Genomic DNA, 15,153 nt, shown 5'->3' with positions numbered 1-15,153 from the left:
TTCTTACTCCTCTTTACGGGTCAGTTGCGACAGGGCCGCCCAACGCGGGTCGACCTGCTGGTGGCTGTGATCGGCCGGCAGCTCGGCCCAGCCCACCCCGCAGTCGGGGCAGAGGCCTGGGCAGTCCTCCCGGCAGAGCGGGTTGGTCGGCAGCGTCAACACCACCGCGTCCCGCAGCACCGGCTCCAGGTCGATCAGATCGCCCTGCATCCGGCCCACCTCGTCCTCGCCGGCCGTCATGTCCGTGGTGCTGTTCTCGTACGCGTACAGCTCCTGGACCGGGACGGCCACGACGTCGTCGATCTCGCGCAGGCAGCGGCTGCACTCGCCCTTGATGGGAACCCTGATGGTCCCGGAGACGAGCACCCCCTCGGACACCGACTCCAGCCTCAGGTCGAGGTCGAGATCAGCACCCGCCGGCACGCCGATCAACTCCACGCCGAGGTCCGCCGGTGCCGCCGCTACCCGCCGGACCGTACGCAACGCGCCAGGTCGACGCGGCAGGTCCCTCGTGTCGAGGACCAGCGGCGACCTGGGGTCGAGTGGTGCAGGCGTGTGCTTGGGCATAGTTAGACTCCGGCCGGTAGGAGGGCCGACACCCGAGATTACCTGGGTGGTCGCCGCAGGGTCGAACCGGGGGCGTTTCCACCCCACGGCAGCGGCACACCGCGCCTGTTCGGCACGGCTCGACCCGCGGTCCTGACCGCCGGCCCTAGAAGTTCAACGGCCGCTCGGCCTCTTCTCCGCTGAACGTACCGATCTCCCGGAGCGCGTGCATCTTGTCCCGACCCCGCTCGATCGAGGCGAGGGCTCGGGTGAGGAACTGCTCGAAGTTGGCGAGCGCGGTGTCGACGTAGTCGTCCACCTCGTCCCGGAGCCGCTGCGCCTCGGCCCGCGCCTCGGCGACGATCCGCGCCCCCTCGTGCTCGGCCGAGACGGTGATCTCGTTCACCGACACGAGCCGGGCGTGCTCCGTCTCCCCCTCGGCGATGATCCGGTCGGCCTCCCGCTTCCCGGCCTCCATGATCTTGTCTCGCTCATCGAGCAACGCGGCGGCCCGACGCAGGTCCGCGGGCAACTCGACACGCAGTTCGTCGAGGACAGCGATCATCTCACCCCGGTCGAACATGCAGTTGTTGCGGGACATGGGCACGGAGCGGGCCTGCTCCACCATGGTGATCAGTTCGTCGATTCGATCGAGCGGGTCCACCGGTACCTCACTCCTGTTGTTCGTCGGCCGATCTCAATGATGCGGGTTGAACCCGGATTCGGCGCCCCCACACATGATGCGCCGTGCTGTCCACCGGCGCATCATGCCCCCTCCCGGCGCGTCGCCGGGACGGGTGACGGCGGCGGACCGGAACCGAGACACCGACCCCTGAACCGAGACACCGGCGACGAAACCGAGACACCGACTGGGGTCAGGGACGCGACGGCGGGTCGAGGCGGGCCAGCAGGGCTTCGCGGACCACCTCCGGCACGTGGGCGGAGATGTCACCACCCCACTTCGCCACATCCTTGACCAGGCTCGAGGAGAGGAACGAGTAGAGCGGGTTGGTCGGCATGAAGAGGGTCTCGACGCCGGCCAGGCCGATGTTCATCTGGGCCATCTGCAACTCGTAGTCGAAGTCACTGACCGCCCGGAGCCCTTTGATCAAAACACTGGCCCGCTGGGCGTGACAGAAGTCGACCAACAGGCCGCGGAACGACTCCACCCGGACGTTGTCGTACGACGAGATCACCTCGCGGAGCATGTCGATGCGCTCGTCAACGGTGAACAGACCGGTCTTCGACTGGTTGATCAGCACTCCGACGATCACTTCATCGAAGAGCCGACTGGCTCGGCCGATGATGTCGAGGTGACCGTTGGTGACCGGGTCGAACGAGCCGGGACAGACCGCACGCCTCATGATCGGCGACCGTACCAAAGAATGGTTTCGCCGTACCGGCGGCTGCGCTCACCGGTGACACCTGGCACCCAGCCGACCGGGCCGCTGCGACTCGACCGCTCCACCACGACGAGGGCCTCGGGCGCCAACCACCCGTTGCCGGCGAGCGCGGCGAGCATGGCCGAGACCTCCTCGTCCGACACCGGGTAGGGCGGGTCGGCGAAGACCACGTCGTACGGGTCGCCTTCGGGGCCGGCGGCGAGCACGGTGGCGACCTTCCCGGTTGCCAGGCGGGCAGCTGGACCGGCCTGCAGGGCGGCCAGGTTCGCCCGGATCGTCCGGGCGGCCCGCGGGTTCGACTCGACCAACAGCACGTGCGCGGCGCCCCGGGAGAGCGCCTCCAGCCCCACCGCCCCGGACCCGGCGTAGAGGTCGGCGAACCGGGCCCCCTCCAGTTCGGCTGCCGCCGCAACGGCGCTGAACAGCGCCTCCCGGACCCGGTCAGAGGTGGGCCGCGTGCCGGCGCCGGGCGGGGTGGCGATGCGGCGTCCACCGAGCGCACCCGCCACGATGCGCGTCAACGCCTACTCCTGGTCATGCTGCGACGCTACGTCACCTGCGCCCAGCCGAGCGCGTCCGGGCCGAATCGGGCTGAGGTTACTCGTCCGCACACATCGGATAGTCATCATCCGACAACCCTCCGCCGATCAATGATCACGAATCAACAACATCATGTGAGCCCTCTCATCCCGACTCCCGAGATAGATCAAAAGCCAGTACAGTCACCATTCGTGCGCCCGCTCTGGCGAGCGCAGCCTGTGCCCAGGCGAGCGCCGTGAGCCCGCGGTCCACGCCAACGTCGCCGCATCTCCCGTCCGCCCGGCACGTCGTCCGATCCCTCATTCAGGAGCAGACGTGAACCGTCTCCATGCCCTATTCCGGCGTGCCAGCGCCGTCGCCGCTGGCACCCTGCTCGGTCTCACCGGAGTGGCGATCTTCGCCGCCCCCGCCAGCGCCCACCACAGCGAAGTCACGGGTAAGGCCAAGTGCGACGTTGCCACCGGCGAGTGGATTGTCGACTGGTCCATCAAGAGCTACGCCCCCAAGGACGTCAAGAAGTACAAGCTGGTCGAGGTCGTGGCCAAGACCTACGTCGGCGGGAAAGCCACCGAGGTCACCATCCCCGAATTCACCGTCACCGACGGTGACACGTACCCGCACTTGGTCAAGGATGCGCTGACCGCCTCCCTGCGGGTGGACAGCGACGTCACGATGGCCTCACTGGCCATCCGGGCCGAGTGGGACAACGGTTTGATCGAGGACCGGGTGCGCACGGCCAAGGTCAAGTTCTGCGGCACCTGCGAGGCGCCGAAGCCGAAGCCGACTCCGACGAACCCCGAGCCGCCGACCCCGACGGTTCCCAACCCCTCGGCGAGCATCCAGTCTGACTGCGAGGGCATCGCCCACGTCACGCTCAACAACGCCGACGACGCGACCGCGCCGGCGAAGTTCACCGTCGAGGGCGGCGACGACTTCGTCGAGAATGTAAGCGTTCAGCCCGGCGAGAGCACCTCTGTGGAGGTTCCGGCGGAGCAGGCGACCACCATTAAGGTGACCGCCAAGGGTGTCGACGAGCCGCTCTTCGAAGGTACGCCGGAGCCGGCCGACAACTGCGTCAAGCCGGGCGAGCCGACCGGCGCCTACAAGTCCACCTGCGACGAGCTGATCTTCGAGATCAACAACCCCGAGGACGGCAAGACCGTCACCGCGACCTTCACCCCGAACAAGGGTGAGCCGCAGACGCTGACCGTCGAGCCGGGCATGAGCGGCACCGTGTCCTTCCCGGCCGAGGAGGGCCTGACCGTCACGCCGAGCGGCGAGGGCATCGAGAACCCCGAGCCGATCGCCTGGGAGAAGCCCGAGGACTGCACCCCCGGTGAGGGCGGCGGCGAGCCGAGCCTGCCGCTGACCGGTGCCGCGGCGGGCGGCATCGCTGCCGGCGCCGCCGTGCTGCTGGCCGTCGGTGGTGGCCTGTTCGTCATGGCCCGTCGTCGCAAGCTCCGGTTCACCGCCTGAGCTAAGGGTTACTGACCGCTGAGGGCGGGCCGACCAGCTGGTCGGCCCGCCCTTCGCCGTTGTCGGGACCCGATCCCGCGCGGGCCTGCCGGGCCGGACCCGATCCGGCGCGGGCCTGCCGGGCCGGACCCGATCCGGCGCGGGCCTGCCGGGCCGGACCCAATCCCGCCGGACCAGCTCTACCGGACCAATCCCGCTCTGGTCTGCGCCGCCGTCGCTGGCGCGGCTACCCCTTTTCCAGGTACTCGGCGCGGTCCGCGTCCACTAGGGCCGCCACCGACGCCGCCAACGCCGGATGGCGCACCAGCTCCGGATCCTCCTCGACCAGGTTGATCGCCTCGGTCCGGGCGTCGCGGATCAGGTCCGCGTCCCGCAGCAGCGACAGCAGCCGCAGATGCGAGCGACGACCGGACTGGGTGGCGCCGAGCACATCGCCCTCGCGGCGCTGCTCCAGATCGAGCTCGGCGAGCTTGAAACCATCCGTTGTCGACCCCACCGCGTCCAACCGCTCCCGCGCCGGACTGCCCTCCAGCGCCTCGGTCACCAGCAGACAGAGCCCCGCCGCGGCGCCACGGCCGACCCGACCGCGCAGCTGATGCAGCTGGGACACCCCGAACCGGTCGGCGTCCAGCACGATCATCACGGTGGCGTTCGGCACGTCCACTCCGACCTCGACCACGGTGGTGGCCACCAGCACATCGAGCTCACCAGCGGCGAAGGAACGCATCACCGCGTCCTTCTCCTCCGCGGGAAGCCGCCCGTGCAGCACCCCGATCCGCAGCCCGTGCAGCGGCCCCTCGGCGAGCAGCGGCGCCACCTCGGTCACCGCGAGCGGTGGCCGACGCGCGGTGTCGTCCGCCGGCGCCGCCTCCTCGTCGGCGGCGGGGCCGTCGCCGATGCGCGGGCAGACCACGTACGCCTGGTGGCCGGCGGCGACTTCCTCCCGCAGCCGGCGCCACGCCCGGTCCAGGAAAGCCGGCTTCTCCGCGGCCGGAACCACGTGCGACGCGATCGGCGACCGCCCCCGCGGCAGCTGCGACAGGGTGGAGACCTCCAGGTCTCCGTAGACGGTCATGGCCACCGTACGGGGGATCGGGGTGGCCGTCATGACCAGTACGTGTGGTGGCTGGTCCGCCTTCGCCCGCAGCGCGTCCCGCTGCTCGACGCCGAAGCGGTGCTGCTCGTCCACCACCACCAGCCCGAGGTCGGCGAAGTCGACGCCCTCGTACAGCAGGGCGTGCGTGCCCAGCACGATGCCGGCGGCGCCGCTGCGCACCTCGCCCAGGGCCCGGCGGCGGGCCGCGGCACCCAGCGACCCGGTGACCAGCTCCACCCGGGTGGCGTGCTCGGCGGCGCCCAGCTCGCCCGCCCGCCCCAGCGGTCCGAGCAGGTCGAGGATGCCGCGGTGGTGCTGGGCGGCGAGCACCTCGGTCGGGGCCAGCAGCGCGGCCTGCCCACCGGCGTCCACCACCTGCAGCATCGCGCGCAGCGCGACCACCGTCTTGCCGGAACCGACCTCGCCTTGGAGCAGCCGGTGCATCGGGTGGGCGGTGGCCAGGTCGGTGGCGATCTCGTTGCCGACCTCCCGCTGGCCGGCCGTCAGCTGATACGGCAGGCGGGCGTCGAAGGCGTCCCGCAGACCACCGTCCACCCCGGGTCGTGGTCGGGCCGGACGGTCGGCGGCCTGCCGCTTGCGTCGCACCAGGGTGAGCTGCACCGCGAAGGCCTCGTCCCACTTGAGCCGGCGGCGGGCCCGGTAGAGCGCCTCCTTACTGGCCGGCCGGTGCACCTCGCGCAGGGCGGTGCCGAGGCCGACCAGGTTACGAGCGCTCCGCACGGTAGCCGGCACCGGATCCGCCGGTGGGTCGACAGTGTCCAGTACGACCCGCACGCACCGGGCGATCACCCACGTCGGCACCGCCGCGGCGGCCGGGTAGACCGGGATCAACGCGCCCGCGAACTCCTCGACCTCCTCGCTGGCCGCCACCTCGCCCTCAGCACCGTCGCCGAGGAGCACGTACTCCGGGCCGTTGAGCTGCCGGCGGCCCCGAAACTCGGTGACCTTGCCGGCGAACAGCCCCCACCGGCCGGGGCGCAGGTCCCGCTCGCGCCAGACCTGGTTGCCGAAGAAGGTCAGGGTCAGCGCACCCCCCGAGCCGTCACCGACCGTCACCTCCAGCAGATTCCCGCGGCGCTGGCGCATCGGACGTACGGCGGTGCGCTGCACCTGGGCCAGGACGGTGACCTGCTCGCCGACATCCAGCGACCGAATGTCGGTGTGCTCACCGCGCTCGTCGTACCGGCGGGGGACGTGGTAGAGCAGGTCGCCCGCGGTGTACAGGTCGAGGTGGGTGGCGAGCGCCTTGGCCGTCTTCGCCCCGACCAGTTTGCCCAACGGAGTGTCGACGGTGGCCTGGTCGGAGGTCATTCGACCCCCACCAGAAGCGGGTGGTGCGGCTGCCCGCCCAGGTACACCTGCACCTCGACGAACGGCCAGGAGCGGACCACGTGCTCGCGTACCGCCTCGGTCAGGCCGGCGGGGGCGTCCGCCCCGACCAGCAGGGTCACCAGCTCACCACCGCCGCCGAGCATCCGGTCGACCACGGCGGTGCAGGTGTCGAGCAGGTCCGCCCCGATGAGGTGTACCTCACCGTCAACCAGGGCGAGCACGTCCCCCGGCCGGCAGGGGCCGGCGACGGTCAGGGCCGCCCGGCTGGCGTGGCAGACCTCCGCGTACCGGCAGGCACCGGCGGCCTCGGCCATCGCGATCACGTCGTCCTCGAAGGGTCGACCCGGGTCCCGGACGGCGAGCGCGGCGAGCGCCTGCACCGGCGACCGGGTCGGGACCACGCTGACCTTGACACCGAGTTCGGACGCCGCTCGGGCCACGTCGTTCGCCATCGCCCGGGTCTCCGGATCGTTGGGCAGCACCACGACGTGGGCCGCACCGGTGGCGCGGACGACGGTCAACAGCTCATCGGTGGAGGAGACGCCCTCCAGCACCGTCGCCTCCGCCGCGGTGCAGAGTTCGACGATGCCATCCCCGGTGGCCACCACCACCGCCGCCCGCGTCGCCGGTGCCGGCTCCGGCCCCGGCGACGTGGGCGGCCGGGGCGGGTCGGCGAAGCGGGTCACCACGATCCGGTGCGGACGACCAGCGACCACTCCCGCCTCGATCGCCGCGCCGACATCGTCCACGTGCACGTGCACGTTCCAGGTGCCGCCGGAGACCGCGCCGTCGCCGACGACCGCCAGCGAGTCGCCCAGAGCGCCGAGCTCCTCGCGCAGCCGGGCCACCGCCGCCGGTTCGGCGTCGAGCAGGTACTGCACCTCGTAGGCGTACGTTGACCCGCTGCGCTCGCGGGAATCGTCGGCCGGCGGGTGGGGCGAGCGGCCGGTGAGCTCCGCACGCGCCGGGCGCTCCCCGGTGACCACCTCGACCAGGGCGTCGAGTAGCAGACAGAGGCCCCGCCCACCGGCGTCAACCACCCTGGCGCGGGCCAGGGCCGGTAGCTGCTGGGGCGTTCGGCCGAGGGCTTGGGTGGCCTCGTCGGCGGCGGCCCGGGCCACGGCGCCCAACTCGTCCCGGCCGGCCCGCTCGGCGGCGCGCGCCGCGGCGGCGACCACGCTGAGCAGCGTCCCCTCGACCGGAGCGGCGACGGCGGCGTAGGCGGCGGTGGCGGCGGCGCGCAGGGCGGCGGCCAGCGCCCGGCCCCGCACCACCGGGACCGCGGCCAGCGCGTCCGCGAAGCCGCGCAGGATCTGCGCCAGGATCACTCCCGAGTTGCCCCGGGCTCCGAGCAGCGCACCCCGGGCCATCAGCCGGAGCGCCTGACCGTGCGGGGTGGGCCCGTCGTCAGGCAGCTTGTCCCGCTCCATCGCCAACGCCTGCTGCGCCGAGGTGAGGGTGAGGACCAGGTTGGTGCCGGTGTCACCGTCGGGCACCGGGTAGACATTGAGGTGGTCGATCTCGCCCTGGTGGCGTTTCAACGCGACCAGCCCACCCGCGCACCAACGGCGGACCGCGGCGGCATCGAGGGTGTCCAGCACGGTGAGTAGCCTACTGGCGCGCTCTGACCCGCGTCTGGCCCGGCGGCGCTGGCCGGGCGTGTCCACGCAACGCGGACGGGTCCGCGCGGGGCCGGGGCGGTGCACGCCGGGGCGAGGCGGAAGGGGCGGGGATGCGCAGGGCCGGGACGGGGCAGAGGGGGGTTGGGCACCGCGAGCAGGCATCGGGTAACCTGGCCGGGTTGCCCGGGCAGCGCCTGGTGACGACCTCATGAACGGATCAATCCCAGGAGTATCCCGTGGCTAGCGTGTGCGACGTCTGTGGCAAGGGGCCGGGCTTCGGCCACAACGTGTCCCACTCGCACCGGCGGACCAACCGCCGCTGGAACCCGAACATCCAGTCTGTGCGCACCCCGGCCGGTGGTGGCACCACCAAGAAGCTGAAGGCCTGCACGTCCTGCATCAAGGCCGGCAAGGTCACCCGCGCCTGACGCGGTAGCCCAGCCAGACCGCACCGGTGGACCCGTCAGGGTCCGCCGGTTTTGCGTTGGTGGGGCCGGGCGCTGGCTGGACAGAGCCGGGAGCGGGACGCCCGCCGAGCGGAGCGCGGATTCAGAGGGCCCGGCCGAACGAGACGCAGCCCGGGGCATCCTTGTAGAAGCCAAAGTTCGGGATCCGCGCATAGCCGGATGAATGGTACAGCGCGAGCGCCTCGGGTTGCCGATCGCCGCACTCCAGGACGATCCGCTGCCGGCCCTGCTCGCGCGCGGACTGTTCCACCGCCGCCAGGATGGCTCGGGCCACGCCCCGCCCCCGGACGTGCGGTGCCACGTACATCCGCTTCAGCTCGGCTGTCTCGACCGACCCGTCGTGGCTGCGCCAGCCGCCACAGGCCACGGACTCGCCGTCGAGCTCGGCGACGAGGAAGGTCCCAGCGGGCGGCTCGAACTCGGCCGCGTCCACCGGGGTGTCGTCGCCGCTGCCGCCATATCGCACGCCCAGCTCGGCGAGGGCCGCCTGGATCAGCCGCTGTGCCGTCGGCGAGTCGAATCGGGTGAGGTGGATCTGCAGGTTCCGCACCAGTGCAGGGTACGACCGGCGGGTGCGCCTACCGGAAGTGGTCCCAGCCGGCGGAGCCCTCCCACTGCCGCTGGTCAACGGTCACCCCGGAGCCGGCGGTCACCGCGCCGATCGGCTGCCAACCCGCCGGCAACACCGCCGTCGGGGGGAAGGTGGCCGCGAGGGCGTGATCGTCCCCGCCGGTCAACAGCCAGGTGTACGGATCGACGCCGAGCGCCTGGGCCGCGTCGCGCATCTGCCGGGGCACCGCGAAGGCATCCCGCCGCACGTCCACCGCCACCCCGCTCGCCTGGGCCACATGCCCCAGATCGGCGAGGAGCCCATCCGAAGCATCGATCATCGCGGTCGCACCGGCGGCGGCCGCGGCCGGTCCGGCCGGGTACGGCACCTCCGGTCGTCGGTACGCCTCGACCAGCAGCCGCGGGGTCCGGAAGCCTCGGGACAGGACGGTGAGGCCGGCTGCCGCGTACCCGGTCCGGCCGGCGAGCGCCAGGACGTCACCGGGCTGGGCCCCGGCCCGGGTCACCGGCGATCGGCCACCGAGATCACCGAGTGCGGTCACCGCGATGGTCAGGGTGGGACTCGCCGACATGTCCCCGCCCACCACGCTGGCCCCCACGATGGCGGCCTCCGCGGCTAGGCCGTCGGCCAGCTCCTCCGCCCACCCGGGCGACAGCTCCGGTGGCATGCAGAGGGCGACCAGCAGGGCGGTCGGTCGCGCACCCATCGCCGCGATGTCGGCGAGGTTCGCCGCAGCTGCCCGGTGGCCGATGTCCTGCGCTCCGGACCAGTCCCGCCGGAAATGCCGCCCCTCCACCAGCACATCGGTGGAGGCGACAACCCGGGCGTCGGCGGCGGCCACCACCGCCGCATCGTCCCCGGGGCCGAGCAGGACCGTCGGTCCGTAGGACAACCGAGCGGTAACCCGGTCGATCAGACCGAACTCACCCAGCCCCACGACGCCGTTGCCGCGTTCGCTCACCGCTTCTCCTTCTCCGCCGATCGGAATCCGGCCTGGTCGGTAGGGTATTTTCTCCCTTCAGGCCGCTCATCCGGCGGCGACGGAGGGAGGTCGAACGTGGTACAGGCGTACATACTCATCCAGACAGAGGTCGGCCAAGCGCGTGACGTGGCCGGTCAGATCGCGAAGATTACCGGGGTTGTCCGCGTCGACGCCGTGACCGGGCCCTACGACGTGGTGCTGCTCTGCGAAGCGCCGACCGTGGACGAGCTCGGCGACCTCATCGTCAGCAAGGTGCAGATGGTGCCGGGAATCACCCGTACGCTCACCTGTTCGGTGGTGCGTCTCTAAGTGAGCAGGCTGCCCGAATCCTCTGAAACCACCACCGCCCCCGACGCCGCACCCACCCTCGGGGACGACACCGCCGCCCGCCCGACGGCCGTCGACGGGCCTCCGGAGGGCGGCCGGGACCGCTCCAACCGCGGCGCGGCCCTGATCGCGACGGCGGTCGCGCTCCCGGCCACCGTGCTGGCCGGCGTCCTGGCGTTCAACCAGTTCGCCCCGGATCAGCCGGAATCCGAGCCGAGTGCGTCGGCGACGGCCCCCGGGCCGCTCTCCACCGCCCCGGTGGAGATGGCCGCTCCGGCTCTGGCCGAGCGCCCCGCCACCGTCTGCCGCGCCCTGCTCTCCCAGCTTCCACCGGCGATCCGGGAGCTGCCGCAGCGTCCGGTCACCGCCGGCCCCGAGCAGAATGCCGCGTACGGTGACCCCGCCCTCACCGTTGCCTGCGGCGGTGCCGCACCGACCTTCGCCGACACCGACAAGCTCTGGCTGGTCAACCGGGTCTGCTGGTACGGCAACGAGGCGGAGGGCGGCACCGTGCTGAGCACCGTCGACCGGGAGACGACAGTCACGGTCCGGGTGCCCGACGACTACGACCAGCCGCTCCAGTGGGTCTCCCCCGTCTCAGAGACGATCACCGCTACGGTTCCCTCCGTTGACGACGCCCCGACGGGCTGCCGCCCCGCGTAACCCCCGTCACCGGGCCGCCGCCGCGACCGGGCCTGCCGGCCCGCCGGCGGCGGCGAGGCCGTTCAGCGCAGCCCGGTCCCACGGTGCAGGGCGGTCCGGATGAGGCGGTTGACCAGCTTCGGGTACTCCAGGCCGGCGGCCGCCCACATCCGCGGGAACATCGACGACGGAGTGAAGCCGGGCATCGTGTTGATCTCGTTGAGGTAGACATCCAGCTCGGGGGTGACGAAGAAGTCAGCCCGAGCCAGCCCGGCGCAGTCGAGCGCGGTGAAGGCGCGGACCGCGTACTCCTGGACCTGACGGGTCACCCGCTCCGGCAGGTCGGCGGGGACGTCATACTCCGAGGCGAGATCAGCGTCGATATACTTCGCCTCGAAGTCGTAGAAGTCGTGCTCCCCGACCACCCGGATCTCGGCGAGCACGGACGCTTCCGGAGTCCCACCGGCCTCGCCCTCCAACACTCCACATTCGATCTCACGGCCGACGACCGCACCCTCGACGAGGACCTTGGAATCGATTTTCCGGGCGGTGGCGACCGCGTCGTCCAACTCCGCCCAGTCGCTGATCTTGGTGATCCCGAAGGATGAGCCGGCTCGGGAGGGCTTGACGAAGACCGGCAGGCCGAGGCGCTGCTTGTCCTGCTCGGTCAGGGTCATGCCGCTGCGCAGCACCGCGTACGGGCCAACCGGAATCCCCTCGGCGGCGCAGAGCTTCTTGGTGAACTCCTTGTCCATGGCGGCGGCGGAGGCGAAGACGTTCGCCCCGACGTACGGGATGCCGGCCATCTCCAGCATTCCCTGAATACTGCCGTCCTCCCCGTACGCTCCGTGCAGGACCGGAAACACCACGTCCACGTTGGCGAGGGCCCGGGGGCCTGCGGTGGCGTCGAGTACCAGCAGCCCCCGGTTACTCGGGTCGGCGTTCAGCATGATGGTGTCCCCGCACTCGGCGGTGATCTCCGGCAACTGCCGGGCATTGATCGCGAGCTGGTCCGGATCGCCCCCGGTCAACACCCACTGGCCGGCGCGGCTGATCCCCACCGGCACGACCTCGTATTCGTCGGGGTCAAGCGCCGCCAGCACGCTACCGGCGCTGACACAGGAAATGCCGTGCTCCGGGCTACGCCCGCCGAACACGACCGCCACGCGGGTCTTGCCTGGGGTGGTCACTGGCCCTCACCTCTTCGTCGGCTCGTCGCATCTGCCGGGGCGCTCACCTTGGTGACCTTACTGTGCGTGGTGAACGTCGGCGGGCGATACCCCGTTGAGAGCGCGAGGGCTCGGCAACTAGCCGCCCCACAATACGGTGGGTAATCGGATTTTGGGGATGTATCGGTTTAGCTCGGTAGGAAGGAGACGGCCCGCTTGTTTCCGGCAGCCCGATGAGCCGTCGCCTATCCGCGAGTATGCCGCCGGCCGATCGCGATCAGCTTGACCCGCTGCCGGCCCGCCCGCACCATCCCCAGCGCCATGAACGCTCCCGCGATGCGCTCGGCCGCCTCGCGACTACTCGCGCCCACCACCTGCCGGCGCCGCTCCGGGCTGGCCCGCTCGTCCCGGCCACGGTCCTGGGAGCGCACATCGGTGAGCACCACCAGGAATCGGGTCAGCGCCACCTGGCCGGGCTCGGTGGCGCCACGGCGCTGTCGGGGCAACCGGGCAGTTCGCATGTCGATCCCTCCGGACGGCGAGCCATCGGGGCAGCACGCGGCAATCGGATCCGGGGGAGGGAACCCGACCACCGCGCGCCTCATCCCTCCGAGTCGCTCGCCACCACCGTCGCCACGACAACCGCCAGCGAGGACCTGACAACAGAGTGACACCGCGACAGCCGTGAATGCAACTCTCACCCACGTTCTCTCATTTACCGCCTCCCAAAGATGTGCAAGGATCGATACATGGCCCCGAAAACCGCCCGCGCCCGCCGGCTGGGCATCGCCCTGCGCACGCACCGGGAGGCCGCCGGCCTCACCCTGGAGTCCGCAGCGGACGAAATCAGCAGCACCCGCAGCACCCTGTCCCGGTACGAGAACGCACAGACGCTGGTGAGCCCGGCGGTCGTCCGCGCGCTCCTGACCCTCTACGGTGTCGCGCCAGACGAGATCGCGGCAGCGGCACAGCTCGCCAAGGACGCGCGTAAGCCCGGTTGGTGGGTCTCCTACTCGTACCTTCTAGACCGGCGCACCATCGACTTCATCGCGCTGGAGGCCGAGGCCACCGGGATCGCCAACTTCGAGCCCTCTGTGGTGCCCGGCCTGCTCCAGACCGCCGACTACATCCGTGGCGTGATGCGGGGCGGCCCGCACACCCTGACTGATGACGAGGTCGAGCAGCGGGTCCAGCTTCGACTCGACCGGCAGCAGCGGCTCACCGCACCGCACCCGCCGATCCTCGACGCCATCATCGACGAAGGCGCCCTACTCCGACCGGTCGGCGACCGGACGGTGATGGCGGCGCAGCTGGTCCACCTGCTGAAGGCAAGCGAGCTGCCCAACGTCACCGTCCAGGTGATCCCACTGACCGCCGGCTACCACCGCGGCACCCGCGGCTCCCTGCACATCCTGGAGTTCGCGGACCCCGAAGACCCCGTCATCGCCTCGGTGGAGACGGTCGCCGGCCAGATGGTCCTCGACCGCCCCGGCGACCTCCGTACCTGCACCAAGATCATGGAGCACCTGCGGAGCGTGGCCCTCAGCCCGGCAGACAGCCGGGACCAGCTTCGGCACCTCATGGAGGGACGGTAGGACGATGACCCCAACGATCGGCTCGGAGCTGACCCGGGCCCACTGGCGCACCAGCAGCCACAGCGGAGACGAGGGGGCGTGCGTCGAGATCGCGACGCTGCCGCAGGTGGTGGGCGTGCGCGACTCGAAGGACCGCAACGGCCCGGCGCTGCTCTTCGCCCCCGCGGCCTGGACGGCCTTCACCGCCGCGCCACCACCCCGGTGACCGGTCGGGCGGCGGTACTGGTCCCACCGTCGCCCGACCACCGGAAGCCAGCTCCGGCCACCCGTTATCGCCCCGGTGCCGACCACCCCCGCAGCGCCGCCAGGGCCGCCCCCCGGGCCCCGGCCATGTCCCGCTCCGGCACCAGCGCGAAGTTCGCCACCGCCGCCTGCTCCTTCCGCAGCACGGTGTGCTCGCGGACAGTGGCGAGGAACCAGTCGCGGAACTCCGGGGCCGCCTCCACCACGCCCCCGCCGACGAAGTAGGCGTGCGGATCGGCCAGATTCGCCACGAGGGTGAACAGCCGGCCGATCGCCTTCGCCTGCTGGGTGAAGATCTCCCGGGCCAGTGGGTCGCCCCGCTCGCCAAGCCCACGGACCAGCTTCGCGGCCCGCACCAGCGGCTGCGCGGTCAGCGGATGCCCGGGGAATCGGGTCAGCCAGTACGGCAGCAGGTTCCGGGCGATCCCGGTCAGCGACGCGAGGCTCTCCGCGTCCCCGACGAACCCACAACCGCAGACCGGATCCGGCTGACCGGGGCCGAGCAGGCCGGTCAGCGGTAGCTGCACGTGCCCCAACTCACCCGCCATGCCGGCCGCACCGGCGATCACCCGCCCGCCGTCAACCAACCCGCCACCGAGACCGGTACCGACCACCACCGAGGCCGACGAGCGACGCGCCGCATCCGCACCAAAGTACGAGTGGTGCGCGTACAGGGCGGCGGCGTTGCCGTCGTTGAGATACACCACCGGCAGGCCGAGCCGCCGCTCAAGTGCACCCCGTACGTCGTAACCCCGCCACTGTGGCTGGGAGAAGTTGGTCGAACCACGCGAAGAGATCACCCCGGCGGCGCTGGCCGGACCGGGGGTGTCCAGCCCCACCGCCTGGACCAGATCCCGGGCTACCCCGGCCGACGACAATGCACCGGCAAAGGCGGCCGCGAGGGCCTCGATCGCCGCCTGCGGACCGGCCTGGACCTCGCTCGGGCTCTCCAGCAGCCCGTCCACAAGGAAGCGTCCATCCACCGTCAGAACGGTGGCGTTGTTGCTGGTGCCGCCGTTGTCCAAACCAACGACCACCGGCGTTGCCGCGCTGCCCACGTCTGCCCTCCCACTCCGGAGACGATGACGTGAGGCTAGTTCCCGCGCCGGTGACCCGCCATG

Annotated in this window: 17 protein-coding genes; 6 read left to right on the top strand and 11 right to left on the bottom strand. The window is 71.4% G+C overall.

The genetic code is table 11. The annotated features are described in order from the left end of the window. Positions 1–3: 3 nt before the first annotated feature. The 4 genes from SALPAC2_RS0122760 to rsmD all read right to left on the bottom strand — a co-directional run bounded on the left by SALPAC2_RS0122760 (position 4) and on the right by rsmD (position 2,470). The gene (locus tag SALPAC2_RS0122760) at positions 4–567 is read right to left on the bottom strand and encodes a YceD family protein (protein ID WP_026185041.1); all 564 of its coding nucleotides are present in this window, start codon (positions 565–567) and stop codon (positions 4–6) included. 145 nt (positions 568–712) lie between these two features. Beyond that, entirely contained in the window at positions 713–1,210 is a 498-nt protein-coding gene (locus SALPAC2_RS0122755) for an SPFH domain-containing protein (protein ID WP_018218928.1), read from the bottom strand. Between the two features lie 211 nt (positions 1,211–1,421). Next, a complete protein-coding gene (coaD, locus tag SALPAC2_RS0122750; RefSeq protein WP_018218927.1) occupies positions 1,422–1,910 on the bottom strand; it encodes a pantetheine-phosphate adenylyltransferase in 489 nt (162 codons plus the stop codon). Then, the gene (rsmD, locus tag SALPAC2_RS0122745) at positions 1,907–2,470 is read right to left on the bottom strand and encodes a 16S rRNA (guanine(966)-N(2))-methyltransferase RsmD (protein ID WP_018218926.1); all 564 of its coding nucleotides are present in this window, start codon (positions 2,468–2,470) and stop codon (positions 1,907–1,909) included. Before rsmD ends, coaD begins: the two co-directional genes overlap by 4 nt. A 334-nt stretch (positions 2,471–2,804) precedes the next feature. On the opposite strand from rsmD, the gene SALPAC2_RS0122740 reads away from it, so the two are divergent. After that, entirely contained in the window at positions 2,805–3,965 is a 1,161-nt protein-coding gene (locus tag SALPAC2_RS0122740) for a hypothetical protein (RefSeq protein WP_018218925.1), read from the top strand. Positions 3,966–4,191: 226 nt separating this feature from the next. Here SALPAC2_RS0122740 and recG read toward each other — a convergent pair whose 3' ends face one another. Together recG and SALPAC2_RS0122730 are read right to left on the bottom strand one after the other, a co-directional pair. After that, entirely contained in the window at positions 4,192–6,393 is a 2,202-nt protein-coding gene (gene recG / locus SALPAC2_RS0122735; protein WP_018218924.1) for an ATP-dependent DNA helicase RecG, read from the bottom strand. Continuing rightward, complete coding sequence (locus tag SALPAC2_RS0122730) at positions 6,390–8,015, bottom strand: DAK2 domain-containing protein (protein WP_018218923.1); 1,626 nt, start codon at positions 8,013–8,015, stop codon at positions 6,390–6,392. The genes recG and SALPAC2_RS0122730 overlap by 4 nt, the downstream gene beginning before the upstream one ends. A gap of 257 nt (positions 8,016–8,272) precedes the next feature. Here SALPAC2_RS0122730 and rpmB point away from each other — a divergent pair, with 257 nt between their 5' ends. Continuing rightward, the gene (gene rpmB / locus SALPAC2_RS0122725) at positions 8,273–8,464 is read left to right on the top strand and encodes a 50S ribosomal protein L28 (RefSeq protein WP_026185040.1); all 192 of its coding nucleotides are present in this window, start codon (positions 8,273–8,275) and stop codon (positions 8,462–8,464) included. 121 nt (positions 8,465–8,585) lie between these two features. On the opposite strand, the gene SALPAC2_RS0122720 is transcribed toward rpmB, so the two are convergent. Both SALPAC2_RS0122720 and SALPAC2_RS0122715 read right to left on the bottom strand, forming a co-directional pair. After that, a complete protein-coding gene (locus SALPAC2_RS0122720) occupies positions 8,586–9,053 on the bottom strand; it encodes a GNAT family N-acetyltransferase (protein ID WP_018218921.1) in 468 nt (155 codons plus the stop codon). Positions 9,054–9,081: 28 nt separating this feature from the next. After that, a complete protein-coding gene (locus tag SALPAC2_RS0122715; protein WP_018218920.1) occupies positions 9,082–10,035 on the bottom strand; it encodes a thiamine-phosphate kinase in 954 nt (317 codons plus the stop codon). 96 nt (positions 10,036–10,131) lie between these two features. Here SALPAC2_RS0122715 and SALPAC2_RS0122710 point away from each other — a divergent pair, with 96 nt between their 5' ends. Both SALPAC2_RS0122710 and SALPAC2_RS0122705 read left to right on the top strand, forming a co-directional pair. Then, complete coding sequence (locus tag SALPAC2_RS0122710; protein ID WP_018218919.1) at positions 10,132–10,365, top strand: Lrp/AsnC ligand binding domain-containing protein; 234 nt, start codon at positions 10,132–10,134, stop codon at positions 10,363–10,365. Next, a complete protein-coding gene (locus SALPAC2_RS0122705; RefSeq protein WP_018218918.1) occupies positions 10,366–11,046 on the top strand; it encodes a DUF3515 family protein in 681 nt (226 codons plus the stop codon). It abuts the gene before it with no gap. Positions 11,047–11,108: 62 nt separating this feature from the next. On the opposite strand, the gene SALPAC2_RS0122700 is transcribed toward SALPAC2_RS0122705, so the two are convergent. Together SALPAC2_RS0122700 and SALPAC2_RS0122695 are read right to left on the bottom strand one after the other, a co-directional pair. After that, on the bottom strand, positions 11,109–12,215 hold the full coding sequence (locus SALPAC2_RS0122700; protein ID WP_018218917.1) for a D-alanine--D-alanine ligase family protein: 1,107 nt from the start codon (positions 12,213–12,215) through the stop codon (positions 11,109–11,111). Between the two features lie 224 nt (positions 12,216–12,439). Then, positions 12,440–12,715: a hypothetical protein gene (locus SALPAC2_RS0122695; protein ID WP_018218916.1), complete on the bottom strand. Its 276-nt coding sequence runs from the start codon at positions 12,713–12,715 to the stop codon at positions 12,440–12,442. 228 nt (positions 12,716–12,943) lie between these two features. Here SALPAC2_RS0122695 and SALPAC2_RS0122690 point away from each other — a divergent pair, with 228 nt between their 5' ends. Beyond that, the gene (locus SALPAC2_RS0122690; RefSeq protein ID WP_018218915.1) at positions 12,944–13,789 is read left to right on the top strand and encodes a helix-turn-helix domain-containing protein; all 846 of its coding nucleotides are present in this window, start codon (positions 12,944–12,946) and stop codon (positions 13,787–13,789) included. A gap of 4 nt (positions 13,790–13,793) precedes the next feature. Then, positions 13,794–13,994: a DUF397 domain-containing protein gene (locus SALPAC2_RS0122685; RefSeq protein ID WP_018218914.1), complete on the top strand. Its 201-nt coding sequence runs from the start codon at positions 13,794–13,796 to the stop codon at positions 13,992–13,994. A gap of 64 nt (positions 13,995–14,058) precedes the next feature. Here SALPAC2_RS0122685 and SALPAC2_RS0122680 read toward each other — a convergent pair whose 3' ends face one another. Further along, entirely contained in the window at positions 14,059–15,090 is a 1,032-nt protein-coding gene (locus tag SALPAC2_RS0122680) for an ROK family protein (RefSeq protein WP_018218913.1), read from the bottom strand. Positions 15,091–15,153 lie beyond the last annotated feature (63 nt).

Source organism: Salinispora vitiensis (assembly GCF_000378825.1).
Taxonomy (GTDB): Bacteria; Actinomycetota; Actinomycetes; order Mycobacteriales; family Micromonosporaceae; genus Micromonospora; species Micromonospora vitiensis.
The sequence above is the reverse complement of the archived record's forward strand: the minus strand, read 5'-3'. Positions and strand labels throughout refer to the sequence as shown.

Coding starts and splice junctions, on each gene's coding strand:
- SALPAC2_RS0122690 (WP_018218915.1), top strand. CDS start 12,944: ATGGCCCCGAAAACCGCCCGCGCCCGCCGGCTGGGCATCGCCCTGCGC.
- SALPAC2_RS0122685 (WP_018218914.1), top strand. CDS start 13,794: ATGACCCCAACGATCGGCTCGGAGCTGACCCGGGCCCACTGGCGCACC.
- SALPAC2_RS0122760 (WP_026185041.1), bottom strand. CDS start 567: ATGCCCAAGCACACGCCTGCACCACTCGACCCCAGGTCGCCGCTGGTC.
- recG (WP_018218924.1), bottom strand. CDS start 6,393: ATGACCTCCGACCAGGCCACCGTCGACACTCCGTTGGGCAAACTGGTC.
- coaD (WP_018218927.1), bottom strand. CDS start 1,910: ATGAGGCGTGCGGTCTGTCCCGGCTCGTTCGACCCGGTCACCAACGGT.
- SALPAC2_RS0122695 (WP_018218916.1), bottom strand. CDS start 12,715: ATGCGAACTGCCCGGTTGCCCCGACAGCGCCGTGGCGCCACCGAGCCC.